Origin of the sequence: Xylanibacter rarus (assembly GCF_001275135.1) — a bacterium.
Classification (GTDB): Bacteria; Bacteroidota; Bacteroidia; order Bacteroidales; family Bacteroidaceae; genus Prevotella; species Prevotella rara.
The window spans coordinates 19,975-39,628 of record NZ_LFQU01000022.1 but is presented as its reverse complement, the minus strand read 5'-3'; the positions used below and the strand labels follow the sequence as shown (position 1 = coordinate 39,628).

At 44.6% G+C, this 19,654-nt stretch carries 15 protein-coding genes and 2 tRNA genes; 2 read left to right on the top strand and 15 right to left on the bottom strand.

Going from position 1 to position 19,654, the window contains the following annotated elements; translation table 11 throughout:
- Positions 1-200 precede the first annotated feature (200 nt).
- The 13 genes from ACU52_RS10975 to ACU52_RS10920 form a co-directional block, all read right to left on the bottom strand.
- Positions 201-1,343 (bottom strand): aspartate aminotransferase family protein, encoded by a 1,143-nt coding sequence (locus ACU52_RS10975; protein ID WP_053398809.1) that lies wholly within the window; start codon positions 1,341-1,343, stop codon positions 201-203.
- An 83-nt stretch (positions 1,344-1,426) separates the two neighbouring features.
- The gene (locus ACU52_RS10970) at positions 1,427-1,816 is read right to left on the bottom strand and encodes a four helix bundle protein (protein ID WP_053398808.1); all 390 of its coding nucleotides are present in this window, start codon (positions 1,814-1,816) and stop codon (positions 1,427-1,429) included.
- A 55-nt stretch (positions 1,817-1,871) separates the two neighbouring features.
- A complete protein-coding gene (gene argC, locus ACU52_RS10965; protein ID WP_053398807.1) occupies positions 1,872-2,840 on the bottom strand; it encodes an N-acetyl-gamma-glutamyl-phosphate reductase in 969 nt (322 codons plus the stop codon).
- Between the two features lie 305 nt (positions 2,841-3,145).
- Positions 3,146-3,349, bottom strand: coding sequence for a PspC domain-containing protein (locus ACU52_RS14835; protein WP_193391582.1), 204 nt, complete (start codon positions 3,347-3,349; stop codon positions 3,146-3,148).
- A gap of 4 nt (positions 3,350-3,353) precedes the next feature.
- Positions 3,354-4,559: an argininosuccinate synthase gene (locus tag ACU52_RS10960; RefSeq protein ID WP_053398806.1), complete on the bottom strand. Its 1,206-nt coding sequence runs from the start codon at positions 4,557-4,559 to the stop codon at positions 3,354-3,356.
- Positions 4,560-4,577: 18 nt separating this feature from the next.
- Positions 4,578-5,180: a GNAT family N-acetyltransferase gene (locus ACU52_RS10955; protein ID WP_053398820.1), complete on the bottom strand. Its 603-nt coding sequence runs from the start codon at positions 5,178-5,180 to the stop codon at positions 4,578-4,580.
- A gap of 136 nt (positions 5,181-5,316) precedes the next feature.
- Positions 5,317-5,793, bottom strand: a complete 477-nt coding sequence (locus tag ACU52_RS10950) for an arginine repressor (protein ID WP_021855425.1) — start codon at positions 5,791-5,793, stop codon at positions 5,317-5,319.
- Between the two features lie 202 nt (positions 5,794-5,995).
- Positions 5,996-6,715 carry a Bax inhibitor-1/YccA family protein gene (locus tag ACU52_RS10945; RefSeq protein WP_021855424.1) on the bottom strand — a complete coding sequence of 240 codons (720 nt, stop codon included), beginning with the start codon at positions 6,713-6,715 and terminating at the stop codon, positions 5,996-5,998.
- A 217-nt stretch (positions 6,716-6,932) separates the two neighbouring features.
- Positions 6,933-7,958 carry a hypothetical protein gene (locus ACU52_RS10940; protein WP_053398805.1) on the bottom strand — a complete coding sequence of 342 codons (1,026 nt, stop codon included), beginning with the start codon at positions 7,956-7,958 and terminating at the stop codon, positions 6,933-6,935.
- Positions 7,959-8,086: 128 nt separating this feature from the next.
- Positions 8,087-8,998 (bottom strand): AEC family transporter, encoded by a 912-nt coding sequence (locus ACU52_RS10935; protein ID WP_053398804.1) that lies wholly within the window; start codon positions 8,996-8,998, stop codon positions 8,087-8,089.
- Between the two features lie 153 nt (positions 8,999-9,151).
- Positions 9,152-10,114, bottom strand: coding sequence for a Rossmann-fold NAD(P)-binding domain-containing protein (locus ACU52_RS10930; protein ID WP_053398803.1), 963 nt, complete (start codon positions 10,112-10,114; stop codon positions 9,152-9,154).
- Between the two features lie 494 nt (positions 10,115-10,608).
- A complete protein-coding gene (locus ACU52_RS10925) occupies positions 10,609-11,400 on the bottom strand; it encodes a pyrroline-5-carboxylate reductase family protein (protein WP_053398802.1) in 792 nt (263 codons plus the stop codon).
- A gap of 280 nt (positions 11,401-11,680) precedes the next feature.
- A tRNA-Pro gene (locus ACU52_RS10920) sits at positions 11,681-11,756 on the bottom strand.
- A gap of 132 nt (positions 11,757-11,888) precedes the next feature.
- Here ACU52_RS10920 and ACU52_RS10915 point away from each other — a divergent pair.
- Positions 11,889-11,961 (top strand) — tRNA-Phe (locus ACU52_RS10915).
- Between the two features lie 472 nt (positions 11,962-12,433).
- Here the strand turns inward: ACU52_RS10915 and dcm are convergent.
- Both dcm and ACU52_RS10900 read right to left on the bottom strand, forming a co-directional pair.
- A complete protein-coding gene (dcm, locus tag ACU52_RS10905) occupies positions 12,434-14,164 on the bottom strand; it encodes a DNA (cytosine-5-)-methyltransferase (RefSeq protein ID WP_053398800.1) in 1,731 nt (576 codons plus the stop codon).
- 3 nt (positions 14,165-14,167) lie between these two features.
- Positions 14,168-15,769: a MutH/Sau3AI family endonuclease gene (locus ACU52_RS10900; protein ID WP_053398799.1), complete on the bottom strand. Its 1,602-nt coding sequence runs from the start codon at positions 15,767-15,769 to the stop codon at positions 14,168-14,170.
- Between the two features lie 1,272 nt (positions 15,770-17,041).
- Between ACU52_RS10900 and ACU52_RS10895 the strand changes: the two genes are divergently transcribed.
- Positions 17,042-19,423, top strand: a complete 2,382-nt coding sequence (locus tag ACU52_RS10895) for a T9SS-dependent choice-of-anchor J family protein (protein WP_082335258.1) — start codon at positions 17,042-17,044, stop codon at positions 19,421-19,423.
- Positions 19,424-19,654 lie beyond the last annotated feature (231 nt).

The following is a 19,654-nucleotide window of genomic DNA, read 5'->3' as shown; positions in this document are numbered from 1 at the left end:
TTGCTGAACTACTTTATTGCAACAAGGCATTTGACTTTAACTCCTAGCCAACATGTTGGCGATAACTACTCTAACTCCTTTAACTCCAGCATGAAATACAGCACTGTTTTATTTCAACAAAAAAGGGCGGCCGAGAATGTCGGCTGCCCTAGGATGAAGCATTTATTACTATAATGATTAACCATAAATCCATATTAAGCCTAAATCTCGGCGAACGCCTTTTTGAGACGTCCGATGAAATCGTCGGCCATGGATTTGGTGAAGCACAGGGGCGGAAGAAGACGGAGAATGTTTGTTGAGGCACAGCCCGTGAAGCAGTGCTGGGTGTAAACAAGATTCTGACGCAGCGCCTTGTGAGGTATGTCGAGGTCGATGCCTATCATGAGGCCACGGCCACGCACGTCGGTGATGCGCTTCTCCGTAGTCTGTAACTCTTTCAGCTTAGCCATGAGATATTCGCCTGCCTCATGCGCATTGTCTACAAGATGCTCGCTCTCAATAACGTCGAGCACTGCAAGAGCTGCTGCACATGCCAGATGGTTACCGCCAAAAGTTGTGCCGAGCTGTCCGTATTCAGGCTTGAAGTCGGGCGAGATAAGTACGGCACCCATGGGGAAGCCGTTGCCTATGCCTTTGGCCACGGTGATAAGATCGGGACGTATGCCGAGCCACTGATGAGCAAAGAACTTGCCCGAACGGCCGTAACCACACTGTATCTCGTCGCATATCAGCACAGCACCGTATTTCTTGCATGCTGCCTGAAGTCCCTTGGCAAACTCCTCTGTGGCAAGCTTTATGCCGCCCACACCCTGTATGCACTCAATGATGCAGGCGCAGACATCGCCCTTAGCCAGTTCGTGCTCCCACGCATCAAGGTCGTTAAGAGGCAGATAAGTTACGTGATTGTTGGCATTGATGGGCGCGATAATCTTAGGATTGTCTGTCGCTTCAACGGCAAGCGAGGTGCGTCCGTGGAACGCCTTTGAGGCAGACAGCACACGCGTGCGTCCCGTCTTAAACGAAGCCAGCTTCAGCGCGTTCTCGTTAGCCTCGGCTCCGCTGTTGATCAGGAACAGCTGATAGTCGTCGTAGCCGCACGCCTTGCCAAGTCTTTCGGCAAGCTGACGCTGCAGCGTGTTAACAACCGAGTTGCTGTAGAAGCCGAGGGCATTGAGCTGCTCAGTGAGTTTCTCTACATAATGCGGATGGCAGTGGCCAATGCTTATAACGGCATGACCGCCGTAAAGGTCGAGATACTCCTGTCCCTTGTCGTCCCAAACAGAACAGCCACGACCTTTTACTATGTTAATGTCGAATAATGGATAAACGTCGAATAAAGTCATTTTATTTAAGTTAAGAGTGAAGAACGAAGAGTGAAGAATTCAATTGCTTTGTTATGATTGATTCACCTCGTTTTTTCACCATATCATTTATTATTTCTTTGTTTTGCCGTTTTTACTGATGCCACCAATATGGCAGTCAGTTCGTTACAGTCTTGCAACATGCTATCTGCTTCTTTGTCATTGATAGAATCTGTATCTCTAAGAAGATTCAACCAATAAAAAGTTTCATTACATTCTTTCAATGCTACTGACAGCTTATTTATGAAGTCAGAAGAACTTTGAGCGAATTCGGCTTCTCTCACCAATGCGCCAATTGCCGTACCAGAGCGAAGCACTTGATTGGTAAGTGCATATTCCTTGGCAGAACATTTGATATACTTCACCATATTGACTATCCGTATCGAAAATTCATAACTTTTCCGATGTAAAGGTGAATCGCTGCGGTTATATTCGTTTATTATTTTAGTTCCCATGCCATTATATAAATTATACAATTGAATTCTTCACTCTTCGTTCTTCACTCTTCACTTAAAAAGCCGTCGGCTTTAATCTTAGTCCTTCTGTCTCGTCAATGCCGAACATGATGTTCATGTTCTGCACGGCCTGACCTACGGCACCTTTAAGGAGATTGTCTATGCATGAAGTGATGAGAAGCTTGTTGCCGAATTTATCGCAGTGAACAAGGCACTTGTTGGTGTTTACTACCTGCTTCAGGTCGATGGCCTTGTCGACATAATGAGTGAAGGGGGCGTCCTTGTAGAACGACTTGTAGCCCTCTATTATCTCATCAGCCTGAGCGTCGGTCTTCACTACGCAAGTGGCGAAGATGCCGCGGGCGAAGTCGCCGCGATAAGGGATGAAGTCGATGTCGGCATCGAGCGAGCCTTGCACCTGCGTGAGGCTCTGCCTAATCTCGGGCACGTGCTGATGACTGAACGCCTTGTAGATGCTCAGGTTGTTGTTGCGCCAGCTGAAATGCGTTGTCGCGCCAGGCTTCTGTCCTGCACCCGTGCTGCCTGTAATGGCATTAACGGCCACGTCGTCGTTGATAAGTTTCATGGCGGCGGCAGGCAACAGACCGAGCTGTATGCAGGTTGCGAAGCATCCCGGGTTAGCCACATGATTGGCCTTGGCTATCTTGTCGCGGTTGATTTCTGGCAGGCCATAAACATAGTCGTTGCCCGGCTCAGCCAGACGGAAGTCCTGCGCGAGGTCTATTATCTTTACGTTGGCCGGTATGTCGTGTTCCTGAAGGAACTGACGGCTCTTGCCGTGACCGAAACAGAAGAACACAACATCCACCTTATCAAACGGCATATCCGACGTGAAGCACATATCCGTGTCGCCGTAAAGTCCTTCGTGAACATCAGTAACAGGATTGCCTGCGTTGCTCTCGCTGTTGGCAAACACAATCTCTGCCTGCGGATGATTTATCAATAATCTTATAAGTTCGCCGCCGGTATATCCGGCGGCACCAAGTATTCCGATTTTTATCATTTTAAAGTAGTTAAAGGAGTTAGAGGAGTTATCGCCAACAAGTTGGCTAGGAGTTAAAGTCAAATGCCTTGTTGCTATAAATAAAGAGCCAACAATCTGTGAAGCTAAATTCAATTTGCCTACTTCCTATTTTTTATTAATAGGTATGAGTTTCGGATCACAGATCCTGATACTTTATACTGTCGGGTTACAAATCCGACAGAACAATAGCTTTGTAGTTTTATTGTCGTTATAGAGCAACTCAGCATTTGAATTGTTCACTTTTCACTCTATCTAAATTCACTCAACTCTGATCATTGCAGTTTTCAAGGAAGTATATTTCTTTCTCGTGGAACGATAAGCCAAAAGACGAGATAAAGAATGAAGCCTGTGCCATAACTCACCATTACGGCCAAAGCCCATAATATACGTACAATGGTAGAATCTATTCCGAGATATTCGGCCAAGCCGCCACATACACCCGCAATCTTGCGGTCTTTATCCGACAAATATAATTTTCGGCCTATCATACCGTTATCTTTCCTCGTCCTCGTGTATTCCGTAATAAACTCTCAGCGGAGTGCTCAACACCTTTATGAAGCCCTTGGCCTCTTCGGCTGTCCAGCCGTGCTGCATCTCGCCGTACTCGCCAAGTTTTGACTTAAGCAGATCGTCGGGCGAATCAACACCTACGCACTCAAAGCCTAACGGACGGAGCTTCAGTATGGCCGTACCATTTACGTTGCGCTGGCTGCTGGTGAGCATAGCCTCGATGTCGGGCATTACAGGCTCAAGATACTGACTCTCGTGCAGGAACATTCCATACCAGTTAGCAACCTGGTCTTTCCAATACTGCTGCCACTTGCTCAACGTATATTTCTCGAGCATGCGGTGAGCCTCTATTATCAGTTTCGGAGCGGCAGCCTCAAAACCTACACGACCCTTTATGCCGATGATAGTGTCGCCAACGTTGCAGTCGCGGCCTATGCCGTAGGCTGCACCAATCTCCTCAATCTTCTGTATGGCCTTAACCTTGTCGTCGTATTTCTCACCGTTGACGGCAACTATTTCTCCCTTCTTGAACTCTATGCGCAGTTCGCTCTCGTCGTTGCGTGTAACGTGCTTCAGGTAAGCCTCTTCGGGCAGTCCCTGTGCTGAGTCGAGAATCTCGCCGCCGCAGATGCTCGTGCCCCAGATGCCAACATTGTAAGAGTATTTCAGTTTGGTGAAGTCGGCAAAATATCCGTGTTCGTTAAGATAGTCGACCTCCTCCTTGCGCGACAGAGCCTTGTCGCGTGTAAGCGTGATAATCTCAACGCCAGGAGCCATAACGAGGAACGTCATGTCGAAACGTATCTGGTCGTTGCCTGCTCCTGTTGAGCCGTGAGCAATGGCGTCGGCACCAATCTGCTTTGCGTAGCGTGCAATGGCAATGGCCTGGAAGATGCGCTCTGACGACACTGAAATGGGATAACAGTTGTTGCGGAGCACATTGCCGAAAATCATATATTTCAGACTTTTCTCATAATATTCGTGTGTAACGTCGAGCGTGACATACTCCTTTGCGCCCAGTTTGTAGGCGTTTTCCTCGTTCTGCCTGAGCTGCTCGTCGCTGAATCCGCCAGTGTTGGCGCATGCAGCATAGACTTCATAGCCCATGTCGTGCGATAGTTTCATCACTGTGTAAGAGGTGTCGAGTCCACCTGAGAATGCCACAACTACTTTTTTCTTGTCTGCCATAACAAATATGTTTTTTAATCAGTTTCCAATTCTTTTAATTCTCTCAATAACGCTTGCGGGCAACTCTATCGGAGTTTTGTCGCCCTCGTGCTCGGCCGGGTCGTAAAGCATGCCGGTGCAGATGCAGTAGCGGCGGCCCGTGCGCTTCAGCACGTCTACGTTGATGCAGCCCTCGCATCCGCGCCAGAAAGCCTCATCATCGGTAAGGTCGGCAAAGGTTACGGGCAGATAGCCCAGCTGCGTGTTCATGCGCATCACGGCCGAACCGCTCGTCAAGCTGAATATCTTTGCCTTAGGCCAGCGTGTGCGGGCCAGCGTGAAGGTCATGTCCTTTATGCGCTTAGACACGCCCATGCCCCTGTAGTCGGGATGAACGATAAGTCCCGAAGTGGTTACATAATGCTTGTTGCCCCATGTCTCAATATAGCTGAAGCCGACAAACCTTCCGTCACACAGGGCTATAACGGCCTTGGTTTCTCTCATCTTGGTTGCCAGATACTCATGGCTACGGCTGGCAATACCCGTTCCGCGCACCTTGGCGGCTGCCGCCATTGTATCGAGAATGGTGTCAACATATTTCTCATGTGACGCATCAGCCACCATTACTTCAATTTCTTTCATCATTGTAACGTTTCTGCCGTAAAGGACGTCAAGTCCCTGCCCGAACCAAATGAGGCACGGGAAAGACCGGACGAAACCGGCATTGATACATTGTTTATATTAAAAAGTTTCTGTTATTTATTATCTATTGCCACCTTTATTTTATGTCAGGAATGACGTTGCGCAGCTCGGCCACAATGTCTCCGTGCCTCACACCGTCCTTTATGACAATAAAAATAGTGTCATCGCCGGCAATAGTGCCCAATATCAATGGTATGCCACTGTTGTCGATGTTGTAAGCCAGACTGCTGGCATAGCCCGGACGTGTCCTTATAACGCCCATGTTGCCAGAAAAGTTGATAGACATAAATCCAGACGTAAGCAGCATCTCGGCAGCCGTCTTAGGGCTCGACACGCGCTTATACATCGTCTCGTTGGGCAGCACATAGAAGTATTTGCCGCTCAAACTTGTAGCCTTTGCCACCTTAAGCTGTTTCATGTCGCGGCTCAACGTGGCCTGCGTAACCTTGTAGCCTTCTTTCTCAAGAGCCTTGAGCACCTCGTCCTGACAACAAAGCTCCTGGCTTGAGATAAGCATACGCAAAGTCTGTAATCTACCGTTCTTTGATTTCATTTGCCTGTATATTTATTCATTTATGTTTGCAAATATACAATCATTCACGTATATATACAAACATTTTTGTATAAAAATACGCCAATAGAACTATTTTTCACATATTTCTGAATATATATTCAACAAAAAAGCAGGATGCACAACTGCATCCTGCTTCAACAATTATAATTTGCACCGTCAAAAGGCGCAACTGATGAATCTTTTATTCTCTGCTGTTTCCGAATATCCTGAGCAGATAAAGGAAGAGGTTGATAAAGTCGAGATAGAGCGAAAGCGAGCCTAAAAGGGCTATCTTTTGTGTCTCCTCGTTAACATCGTCTGCCATAATCAGCATCTGCTTTATCTTCTGAGTGTCGTAGGCTGTAAGACCGACAAAGATCAGTACGCCGACGTAGCTAAGTATAAGACTGAAGCCGCCGCTCTTAAGCAGGAAGGCGTTGACCACAGTGGCGATGATCAGACCGATAAGGGCCATCATAAGTATCTTGCCCAATGAAGACAGGTCGGCCTTGGTGAAATAGCCTATGGCTGCCATAACGGCAAACGTGCCGGCCGTGATAAAGAATACGCTGGCAATAGACTGCATTGTATATACGAGCAGAATAAGCGACAGCGTGGCTCCGTTGAGGGCAGAATAAAGGATAAACAGCAGTGTGGCTGTGGTAAGCGACAGGCGGTTGATGCGTGCCGAAACAGTCCATACCAGAGCTAGCTCGGCTATGAACAAGCCCCAGAACAGCAGTTTGTTAGACACCAGGGCTGTTATTATGCCGGGACTTGAGGCCACGCCATAAGCCACAAAGCCTGTTATGACAAGGGCCAGAGTCATCCACACGTAAACCTTGCGCATAAGCGACGGGAAGGCTACCGACGCGATGTTTTCTTTCTCGCGTATGAGATCATACAATCTTTCTTCGTTCATTTTTTCTTTTCGGTTTTGTTGTTTTTATGATTTCTTTTTTTATCTCATAACTCTTAAATGCCCGACAAAGCAGGCATAATATGTTATGCAAACATAAGCAAAAAAAGCGACAAATGCCTTTGTTTTAATAAAAATCATTGATTATTCACAAATATTCCGTATATACAGACATTGTGACAGACGTAAATGTCGCTGTACATGACAGATAGGCCCCGTGTCAGGCCTCAGCAGGTCTCTCGGCAACACTCTCTATCATCACCGGCAAGCAGCCGCCGGCTCCGTCGGCACATACAATGACGTGAGGCACATAAGGGAAAGCCATGGAGAGCAGACGATCGACATCGGTATAGTCAGAAAAGTCACGAAGATAAGCCACAAAGCAACTTACGTGGTTCATCGTCAGACCGTAGCGCTTAAGCCTTACGCCCATGTCGCCAAGAATCTGTCCGGTATACTGGCGCACATCGAGCTGACTCATGTCGGCATCAGTCGCAGAAGGAAGTACGAACGGCGGAATGTCAACACGCAATCCGCTGCCTAAATCTACGCCAAGGTCTATACAGCCATAGCCTGCGGCAGACTCATCTTTTGCCGAGCCTTCATCAGAGCAAGGAGGAACGACAGCCTTGGCATCGCCACCAAACGACAGATAGTCGAGAGCCACCACGGCTCCGTCGGCATGTGTTACTCCGCCAACAACCGTAACAGCCATACGCAATTTGCCGGCATCAATGCCATAACGCCCGAACACGTCGTCGCGTGCCTTCTCAACGGCATCAAGACAGCCGTCAGTATCAGCCACATAAAGCCACACGCGCAGGCAGCCAACTCCTGAAGCGTCATCGGCAAGATGAGCCGAGCCGACAAACTTTTCGAACAGAGCCACAGCCTGCCCATAGGCATCCTTACCGGCCAGGTCGGTCCCGCAGAGCCTTAAACTGCAAAACGAAGAAACCGACGAAGCATCAGACGTGCATACAAGAAGCGAAACCTTCGACCCGTCAAGCGGAGCCTGCCCTACCACGGAACACGGCACATGCGAAAGATAGTCGTGCCACAGCTGCGACTCGAGCAGAGCGGCATATTGGTTGCGGATGTCGCTAAGAAACACCTTAACATAAACGATATGGCGGTTTTCAAGATTCTCCATATCAACATAATCGCCCGTCTTCATGTAGAGATGGCACAGCCGCTCCCAGAAATTTCCCCTGGCAACGGCCGACAGAACAGCATATTTTTCCATAAGCAGATATTCTTTTTAGGCGCAAAAATAATGCTTTAAAATTTAAAGCATACGCAAAAACAGCTTTTTTATCACAAAATTGACATCAAAGACATAATATTTCATTCACACCGGTCAACATCTGCGCATCAAAATATCAGCGTAAGCAAAGGTATGGTGACAACGGAAAGAATGGTAGTGATCAGCGTGCCCTCAACCATCTCGCTCTCATCGCGCCCGTATCTCAGGCAAAACATCGTGCCATAAGAGGCCACCGGCATGCCAATAAGCACGGTGTTGATGCGGTTGATTGTCTCGTCTACTCCGCAAAGGCGCAACAGGAAATATATGACCACGGGGATTATCAAGAGACGGAAGGCTGACATGACATAGACCGACCTTGTGCCGAGTATATGACGGGTATCCATCTGGGCCATCGAAGAACCGATAACAAGCAACGCTCCCGGAACGGTGATGCCTCCCAAAAGATGAAACGGCTCAGACACCACCCTCGGTATAGAATCAAGTCCAAGGGCCACTATAACTATCGAGACATAAGACGCCACCATTGGCGGACAATACAGCGTGCTGACATTAAACTTGTGTCCGTCTGTGCTTCCAAGGACAAACGACAAACCGACAATAAAGATGAAAAGTGTGTTGGGGATGTTGAGCAGACTGGCATAGAATACGGCCTGGCTGCCAAAGATTGATGCCACAACGGGATAGCCGATAAAACCAACGTTGGCAAACATAAGCATAAAACTATACATTCCGCGATAGTCGGCTTTGCGGACAAAATAGCGTGGAAGGAAATAGGCTATCAAAAACAGCAGTACATAAGTAATCATGCCTACGCCGAGCAATGGCAATATCATGCCCCGGTCGGGAAAAACGTCGCCCATCACTGACGATATGATAAGACATGGACACGACACGTTGATAATAAAACCTGACAACTTACGGTCGAAATCGCCGCCCATAAGTCCGCATCTGTTTGAAACAAATCCCGCCACTACAAGCAGCAGGAGTATGATCATCTGTATGACAATGTTATCCATTTTTATTTTTAATATATCCTTTTACTCAATAAAATGAGTATTAATATATAAATGCCTGAACTATTTCCGGTTGTAGCCATAAAGAATGCAGACCCGACTTGTCATCATCGGCCTGCATTCTCCGTTAGCAAATATGATTTAAAATGTTGAACTCTATAATGACTCGAGCATTCGCTTGATTACCACAGAAGCAGAAATCTCGCGATTGGCAGCTTCTGGAATGACGAGCGAATTAGGACTTTCTATCACATCGTCTGTTACGATAAGACCGCGGCGTACAGGCAGACAGTGCATAAACTTGCCGTTATCTGTAACGGCCATGTGTGCCGCGTCTATTGTCCACGACATGTCCTTGCTTAATATCTTGCCGTAATCAGCCGGACTGGTCACGCCGGGACAGCTCCAGTTTTTGGCATAAACGAAGTCGGCTCCTTCAAGAGCTTTCATCTGGTCGTACTCAACACGGGCATTGCCAACAAACTTCGGGTCGAGTTCATAACCCTCGGGATGAGTGACAACAAAGTCTACGTCGGCAGCGTTCATCCACTGCGCAAACGAGTTTGGAACGGCCTGCGGCAATGCACGGCAATGGGGTGCCCATGACAGGACAACCTTCGGACGGGCTTTTGTCTTGTGCTCCTCAATGGTAATGAGGTCGGCAAAAGCCTGAAGAGGATGCACCGTTGCCGTTTCCATGGCAAACACAGGACGGCCGCTGTACTTGATAAACTGATGGAGCACGGTTTCGGCATAATCATACTCGCGGTCGGTCAGGCCAGCAAACGAGCGCACACCGATAAGGTCGCAATAGCAACCCATCACCGGAATGGCTTCGAGCAGGTGCTCGCTCTTGTCGCCGTCCATGATTACTCCGCGCTCTGTCTCCAGCTTCCATGCACCGGCATTTACGTCGAGCACTATCACGTTCATGCCAAGATTCATGGCTGCCTTCTGCGTGCTGAGTCGTGTGCGCAGACTGTTGTTGAAGAAAATCATCATCAGTGTCTTGTTCTTGCCAAGATGCTGATACTTAAAGCGGTCGTTCTTTATTTCTTGTGCTTCGGCAAGTGCCTGCTGCAGATTGCCGATATCTTCTACGTTTATAAATGTATTCATATCTTTTTATTAAAAATTTCCCTAATACCTGAAAGTTCATAAAAACGTCTGACTTTCCGTCTGACAGTGTAGCAGATTTGCAGTCCTGTATTCTGCAAAGTGAGACAGGAGGCCTGCGCATCACGCATGGCAGATGCCGTATCGTCTTACACCTGCTCAACAAATCAGATTCTGTTGCCTTAAAATATTCAACGTTCACAGCCTCATCGCCCACAAAGAGCAAACCGGCCGCATACTCACAAGGCTAAGCGCCAAGTGCCTTTCGGCTAATCCCGACAGAGGCATTGGCATAGCATCCGCCATGAGCATTTCTTATCTTCACCTTTGCACAGGCTCCAAATATAACTTGCCAAAAGTAACAATTAAATTTGAAAAAAAAGAAACTTAAACAGCGAAATATTCTACAATCCGTAAATTACGGATAAAACTTGCATTATAATTTATCTAATATACAGGTTTCACTGTTATCAGAAATTCATTTTGAAGTTTCTGTCTTATTTCGACATTCCGGCTTTCAGCCCGCGTATCACAGAACTCGTAAATCCGGCATGCTCCATTTCGTTAAGTCCGCGTATCGTCATGCCTCCGGGCGTAGTAACTTTGTCTATCTCAACTTCAGGATGACTGCCGCTGGCCTGCAACAAGTCTACGGCTCCCTTCATCGTCTGCATCACTATCCGCTGCGCGTCACGCGCCTTGAATCCGAGTTCAACGCCGCCTTCTGTCGAAGCCCTGACATACCTCATGGCGTAGGCTATGCCGCACGATGCAAGCGTAGTGGCAGCTCCGAGCAGCCGTTCCTCCGTAACCATCTGCAATCCGGTTGAGTCAAACAGGGCAGCCATTACAGCCGTGGCTTCTTCATCTGCATTAACCGGAACGATAAACGTCATCGAACTTTTCACGGCAATGGCTATGTTGGGTATCACGATAAACAGCCGGGGCTGCTTTCCGTCTGTTCCGCCAAACCATTCCTTAAGCTGACTGCCGCTTACGCCGGCCATAACCGACACAATGATCTGCCGGTTGTAATCAACAGCCGCCCGTATTTCGCCTATAACCTGCTCTGCCAGCCATGGCTTCACCACGACAAACACCACATCGCCTGCTGCTGTCGCTACTTTGTTGTCAGTAGTAACATTAACTCCGAGACTTTTGAAGCGCTCGAGCGTCGCTTCATGAGGAGCCGAAACAGTGATGTCGGCTGCCGCCAACATCCCGCACTTGACAAAGCCTTCCACCATGGCTCCACCCATGGCACCGGCACCAATTACCGATATTTTCATAACCTGCAATATTATTTATAAGTCTGTCAGCCCTGTTATGCCTGTCGCAGCAAACCGACTGCCGTCCGGGCAAAGACATACTTTATATTATAAAGACACCCACTCCACCGGCTTCAGCATTTTAATTATCATGCTTAAAGCACAAGCCATGCCCCGTAATGATACAACGGGCATACAAATATACAAAATTATTGTGTCTTTCTGTCCAAATATCCAACTTTAATAAAGCTTCAAAAACCAAAAGAGGCCAACATGCTGTCTCCAACCTGTTGACCTCTTCTGGTCGGGATTACTGGACTCGAACCAGCGACCCCTACGTCCCGAACGTAGTGCGCTACCAACTGCGCTAAATCCCGATGCCTTAAAAGCGAGTGCAAAGGTAAAGCATTTTTTTGAAACTCGTGCATTTTTTTCAAAAAAAATGCTCAAAAATTTGTATGATTAACAAAAAAGGCATATCTTTGCACCCGCAATCAAGCAATAACGATGGTGCCATAGCTCAGTTGGTAGAGCAAAGGACTGAAAATCCTTGTGTCCCCGGTTCGATTCCTGGTGGTACCACTCTCAACAAACAGAATCCTGATTTCATTTCGAAATCAGGATTTTTTGTTTTCATTAAACACACAAAAAGCGGCAATAACAAATGCATAAACCCATGCCCGGCAATGTAAATATCCAATGAAAGACCAACAAAATACATTGCACAAACAGCAGATACAAATCACATTTTACATAACTAAATCATTAAAATCATCGTTCTTTGCGGACAATAAGCCGCAAAATATGCGGTTAATTGTCCGCAAAACTGTATATTTGCAAAAAACAATTCTGCCTATGTATATATATGAACATAAAGAATGGCCCCACTTTTCGTGGAACAAAGAACATGTTGGCGAAATAACGATTTAAATTTATTTCATATAAAAAATAGGCCATCTCAAAGTTTGAAACTGCCTATTTTTATTCTTCCGAACTAAAATAAAATCAATTATTTTATCTATATAAATTTGAACATATATCCACAACAACATCATTATTTGCTTTTAATTCTGCCCAACAAAGTATCACAATAAGTATGAAACAAATTGAGCTTAATTGGGATATACTCAGGTAAACTCTCAAGATACTCTAATTCAAAAACCAACCTCGGATCTTTATCTTTTATTTCAGGATGTATTTCGGCCTTATTTCCAATTCTTACTATCCGTACCAAATATAAATCCTTTACACCTTTTCCTTTTATATAAGGCATGAAATAATAAAGTTTATTTAGAGCGACAGTTGAAGGAAAAGACTTCGTCTTGCCTGTATAATAAATTTTTGTCAATCCACCATCTAGGAAATAATCTTGATTATCTGGCTTTACAAATCCAATAAGGACATGTTTTGTATTATCTAATGTATATACTTTCTTCCTTGTATTATGGATTAATGGTTCAGATTCATTATCAAATAAATTAAATTCCAATTTTGGACAGGCATCTCTTTGCATCTCTATAGGACGAGTTGACACAGGTTCTTCGCCATATATAAAACGATAAAGTGATTTACCTATTTCTTGAACAATGCCACAAACAAGGGCATTACCCATTAAAAAAGCCCTTCTTCCGTCAGAGACGTCTGCATGAAGCGTATGATTATCAGGAAACATATTTAATCTTTCCAATTCCAATGGAATTAATCTTCTATACCTACCAGATGGCGTTTGTACTACATGCTTAAAACGGGAGGCAGCAGATCCACCCTCTCCTGTAATTATTGTTCTTGACGGACGATTCAAAGCATCAGGAAAAGCCATGGCTCCCTCAGAAAAGACATAACTATATCCTTCCTTTGAAACTCTTTCTATTTTCTTCGCACCTTTCTCATACTTCCATTTAGGAAGTTCTTCTTCTGATATGAAAAATTCTTCAGGGACAAAACTTTCATCAATTAAAATACCACCTAAGGTCATCCTTGTTCCATCATAAACAGGATTTGCATCAACAGAATACACCATACGGTTTTGCATTATTCCGGCATTACCAAACGGGCTATCTTTAAGACCTTTATTAAAATTATCAGAAACCTCTTTTATTGTACCTTCAATCTTAAATTCTGAATCAGATTTTTCTTCTTTTATAAAAGGGAATGCTTTAGCCATAACACCATCAAACAGCATCCAATCTCTTAAACTCTCTATTTTATTATATACATTTGAGCCTTCAAGATAACCAACAATGTAAGTTCTCCGTCTACGTTGTGGCATTCCATATTCTGCTGCATTTATAACTCTCCATTCTACAGTATATCCCAAATCAGATAATGATGCCAATATTATAGCAAAATCTCTACCTCGCTGTTTGGCAGGAGAACCTAATAAGCGGTCAACATTTTCAAAAAATATATAATGAGGCCGTTTATCACCTTTTTCATTTAGTATACGATATATTTGCCACCACAGGACACCTTTTTTACCTTCTATCCCACCAGAACGACTTAATGTTGCTGCAACAGAATAATCCTGACAAGGAAAGCCTCCAACCAAGAGGTCATGATCAGGTATTTCTTCTGTCTTTACTTTATTTATATCTACGTTTGAATGTCCTTTAGAACCGAAACGCGCCTGATAAACCAAAGATGCATCTTGGCGTACAGTCGATGGTTCCCATTGATTGTTCCATATTGTATCATAAACATCTGACGCACCTTCTAAGCCAATACGGAAACCTCCCACGCCAGCAAATAATTCAGCAACTTTTATACTATATTTATTCTTAACCATAAATTACAAGTAAGGAATTGTTTTGAGTTTGTTTGCTATAAATGACCCTTTCAACCAAAAGAATTGTGGTAACATTCTTACACCATTTACACATTCTGTTTTAGCCTTGTCACTCGAATCATTTGCTCCGCCTCTAAAAAACACATCATATCCTGAACTTTTCGGAAAATTTGGAGCACCTTTGTATGAGCCACTATTGTTTTTTTGTCTTTGTCCATCTTTATCTAAAACATACTCCCATTCAAGTTTATTTTGATGAATCAATGCTCTCGAATCTTCCCATGTCCGTTTAACTTGCTCTTCAATGAATTTTTCATCAAAAGCAAATCTTTTGAAACCTTCAAAAGTTGTCTTACCTAACTCGGTAACAACTCTGGCATCTTCTTTTTTCTGAAGTGAACAATCTCTCATTTTAATTCTTTTTGTATTTCCTCTTTCACAAAATATAGGACACAAGAAACTATGTTCACAAAAATAAGAATATACATTTGACTCAACAAAATCAATATCTCTATCCGCCCATTCTTCAAAATCAATATGCTGCAATTTCATATCCTCCGTTCTACTTCCACTGGGAGTAACTGTGATAGTCTTCGCGATAATACCGGCTTTAGAGAAATCCGAAATCTGATTTAATCGTTTGCAATCTGCACCAAACATCTTTAAGATACACTTTGCACCAAAATCTTTATCTGTAACATCTGCATCTATTCCGAGTATATCTTTAAGTTCTACAAATGTTTTACCTTTGTACATTTCTGTCAATTTGTGACAACGTGAATCTAATTCAGAAAAACTGGAAAAAGACTCTTTTAACTGAACTTCAACATCTCCACGGCTCTTATTAAAATGGCCTTTAACAAGATAATCTACAAAAGTCTGTTTTAGTCTGTATCGTGGCTTCTGATAACCACCTGTAGACCTTTTTTTAAAACCTGGAACCAGCTCTATCAGTAAAAGATTTGGACGAAGCAAATGAGTGAATCCAACAAGATGTTCATAACGGTCTTCTTGTTTCTCATATTTATCATAAACATCCTTAAGATAATCCCTGACAATTTCCCAATCAGCCTTCAGCTGCCCTTTCTCATTTTCTGAAAAAGTATTGTAACAATAATCAATTATCGGAAAGTCTGCATAAGCAGATGCAGGAACAACATCATAAGATTTATACTCATAAAAGACAATAAGCAAATGCTCTGCTTTTTCCCAAAAATGAGAAGCAACAAAGTCTGTCTGAATAGTCGGTTCAAATGTAACACCTGTTATGCTGATGCCTTCTTTTGCCCCTAAATATATATTATAGTCATAACCAGACTTTCCTTTTACTTTATTCAAATCAGATTTGCGTATCCGTACACCTGTCGTTTTTAGCTCTGTAAGGACACCATCTATTTCAATATCACATTCTTGCCTACTATCACGTTCGTATTTGAAAACTGATTGTTCTATAACATCGCCCGCTATGCCTGTAATTTTTTCACTTTTAACTGTACGAGAAAACTGACCAGAAGAATCAACTTCTCCTAAGGTTTTTCCCTTTACGCCTTCTAATAGGTCATAAATATATGATTTTGTATATTTTCTATCTTTTGTAACAGCCATAATAAAATTGTGGTTACGCTTTACATATAAAACTTGACATCAACATTTCAAAATCTGTCATAGAAATTTACCATTTCTCTATTTAAAATAAGATTAAACTCAGCTAGCCTATTGCCTTATATTTATGCTTTCTAATAAGATTTTTATCTGTTGACATTCCGTTTTGCAGTATAAGTATAACTTTATACCGTTATCTGGTTTTAAATCTGAAATAATGTACAAAGATACAAAATAACATCAATAATATAATCTGTTTTGAAAAAATAATATTTAAACAAAATATTATTTATATCCAAGAAGACTTTAATGAGACAAAATGAAAAGCATTGAAATAATATATTCCAAAACTAAAGTAGTATTTATTAAATAAACATTTATCTAAAAGTTCCAAACTATAATAATTAAAGAAAAATTTTTAATCTTAAATATAAACCACAATACACCATTACGAATTTTACATACAAAATTTCCATCCACTTCACAGTAAATAATCATGACAAAATATTTTCTCAATCTAGAAAATCAAATTATAACGAAAGTTAAAACAGCAACCTTTACACAATAAATATATTAACTTCTATTCACTTTTACCCCATAAAACTGAGCTGAAACAGGCGTTTTTTGATGCAAAAACGGTTGCTTTTGATGCGAAAAGTGATTGGTAACGCATCGTAAACGGGCCACTTTTGAGTGATAAACGGCCGAGTAATGTTTTTTAACTATTGCTATTTTGATCGCATTTTTACGTAAATATCTGTAGGACAACGACTTAACAGAAATGAGCAAAATATGGCGATTTTCAAGGTAAAAATTGGATTGAGGACGGGCATCGCCATTCTGATAGCGTCAAACGGACGGAAAATGTCATAAATGTTTACAAACTCCGTTTAATTTATTTATCAAAAACACCAAACGCAGAACATTACAGGAGATGTATTTTTCGACGTTACAAAGCCACAATATTTCATTAAGCTAATGACGGTTTTATCTATTTCTATTCATGCTGCCGGTTGTCTTTTTGCTTCATTTTGTCGCCGTCTTATGTCTCACGTTGTTTGTCCCATATATCACATATTATCTACCAAACTTCTGTTTGCTTTCATTTTTGAGTTAATTTTAATTAAAGTATTTCATTTTGCAACCATACATAACGATTCTTTTACTATATTTATAATCTAAACATTTCATCAGGCCAACTTTCGTAAGGTTAAAGGGGGATCAGCCTTGCGGGCGTTCAGGCGTTATTTTCAAGTGAGCCCCAACATTATTATTATGAGGAAGATATCTACGTTTTTACTTTTCCTTATGCTGTCGGTTGTTTCTGCACATGCAGACGCAATCTATACAACAGCATTTGAGACGGTTGACGAGTTCAACGCATGGACCGTGGTTGATGCCAACAGCGACGGCGCCACATGGCTCTTCAACGAAGAAGGCACCCCGTCGAAAGTGGCTTATAAGTACGACTACTTCAACAACGGCGACGACTGGCTGATTTCGCCTGCCATAACGCCAAGCGAGACCGGCACGCTGATAGTGAAATATACATTCAGCGGAAGCATGTATGGCGAAAGCATGGAGGTGTACTCGGGCAAGGGCGGCACCGTGGAAGACATGACCAGCAAGGAGGCTACATACGACAATATAAAGAAAGACGAGCAGTCGGGCTATTTTCTCGTTGACGCCAAGGCCGGCGAACCGTTCCACATAGCGTTCCGCGCCACATCTACGGCTTACAAGGACTATCTTTATCTCTGCTCAGTTACTGTTGAGCCGATTGCCAACCCGACAGACATAAAAGTTGCGGAGATTCTGAGTCCTATCACGGGCTACGGCCTCGGACAGGAGACTGTAAAGGTGGCGATAAAGAACAGCGGACGCACTAACCTGAGCGGGTTTGACGTAGCGTTTGCCGTTGACGGCAAGGAGATTGCCAACGAGACTGTGAGCGAGCCGCTCGCAGCCGGCGAGACACTTGAATATACGTTCAAGACCAAAGCCGACCTCTCTGCCCCGCTGACTACATACGAAATAAAGGCATGGGCCACTCATCCCGACGACTTCGACCACACGAACGACACATGCTACACATCGGTAAGGCACAAAGCACCGCTGAATGCTCCTTACACAATGGGCTTCGAGGCTTCGGAGAACACACAGGACTTCACCTTCTACAACCTCAACAACGACGAGGGCACATGGGACGTAAGCATCGAATCAGGTTTCTTCAACATGGCGCACACCGGCAACGGCTGTCTGGCTTACGGCTATGACTCAAACAACAGCGGCGACGACTGGGCCATGCTCGACCCGATAAACGTTGAACCGGGCTATTATGTGCTGAAGTTCTGGTATTCAAACCTCGACTCTTATCCCGAGAAGATGGCCGTATACTGGGGCAACGAGGCCAAGCCTGAGGCCATGACCAACAAGATTGTGGAGTTCAACCCCATTCTGAACAACAAATACGAGGAGTCTGTCAACGTTGTTCATTTCGACAAGGCGCAGACCATCTATTTAGGCTTCTATGCGTTCAGCGACAAGAACCAGAACCTCATTCTCGTTGACGACGTTTCGTTCGAGAAGGTTGAAAGCAATCTCAACGACCTTGCCGTTTCCGACCTGCAGAGTCCTTACGACTTTGTGCGCGAGAGCAACCTCAAGGACGTGATATTCAACCTGGCCAACAGCGGCGTGGCTGACCTCGACGCCAAAGTAACAGTTAGCATCGACGACGTGGCCGTTAAGGACAGCACCATCGCCATGAAGGCTCAGAGCGCCACAACCGTTACGTTCAGCGGCCTGTTGGCAGACCTGAGCGACGGCAGCCACAAGCTGAAGGTGGAAGTTGCGAACGACAACGACGAGAACGCCGACAACAACGTGCTGACAAAAGACTTCACCGCGGTAAGCAAGCCAGTGAAATTCTGGGACTTTGAGGACGGCAAACTTCCATCTGACTTCACATTCCGCGCCGAGGACAACGGCACCGTAGACCCGTCAGCCGGCGACGAGTTTAACGCAGACGGATGGGGTCTGTTCAACATCGTAGCGCATAACGTGTTCGGCGAATATATGCTGGCAGGAACATCATGGCTCGAAGGCACCGACCAGGCCGACCGCTGGCTCATAATGCCGAAGGTAAGCATCAAAGGCAAAGACAGCTATCTCGTGTGGGACGCAAACTCTTTCAATCAGCAGTTCCTTGAAGACTATCAGATAATGGTGTCTGCCACCGAAGACAACAGCGCAGCATACACAGAAGTGTTCAACGTTGAGGGCGAGACAGCAGAACCGAAGACACGAGGAATAAGTCTGGCCGACTATGACGGCAAGGACATCTATATAGCAATACGCCTCAGGACCAAAGGTGGCGACTGTCTGCTGCTCGACAACATAGGCATATACACCGGCTCTACAGGAACAGGCGTAACAGCCGTTACCGGCGAGGGCGAAGGCATCATGATATCGGGCAACGAACTGCGGGCCGCCGAAGGCACAAAGAGCATAGCTATCAGCGACACGGCAGGCCGCACCACACTGACTGCCGAAGGCAACGTTGTCAACCTGTCATCGCTTCCGGCAGGAATATACATTGCCACTGTAAAATCAGCCGACGGCAACGTCAGGGGATATAAGTTTATGAAGAAGTAAAGACGCCGCATCATGGCAGACCATATTACGGCCGGAGGAAATTTCTCTCCGGCCGTTCTTATTTTTATAAACACAAGCCGGCACCGGCAGACGAGCATGGGAAAGACCTATCACAACAGGCTTTCAACATAGGCACGACGGAGCTATGATAACATCAAGCCCAAATCAACCGATTGAAGTTAAAACTATGCAATCCGCAAGCTTCTGCCATCATCGGCAGCCCGGCTTCAA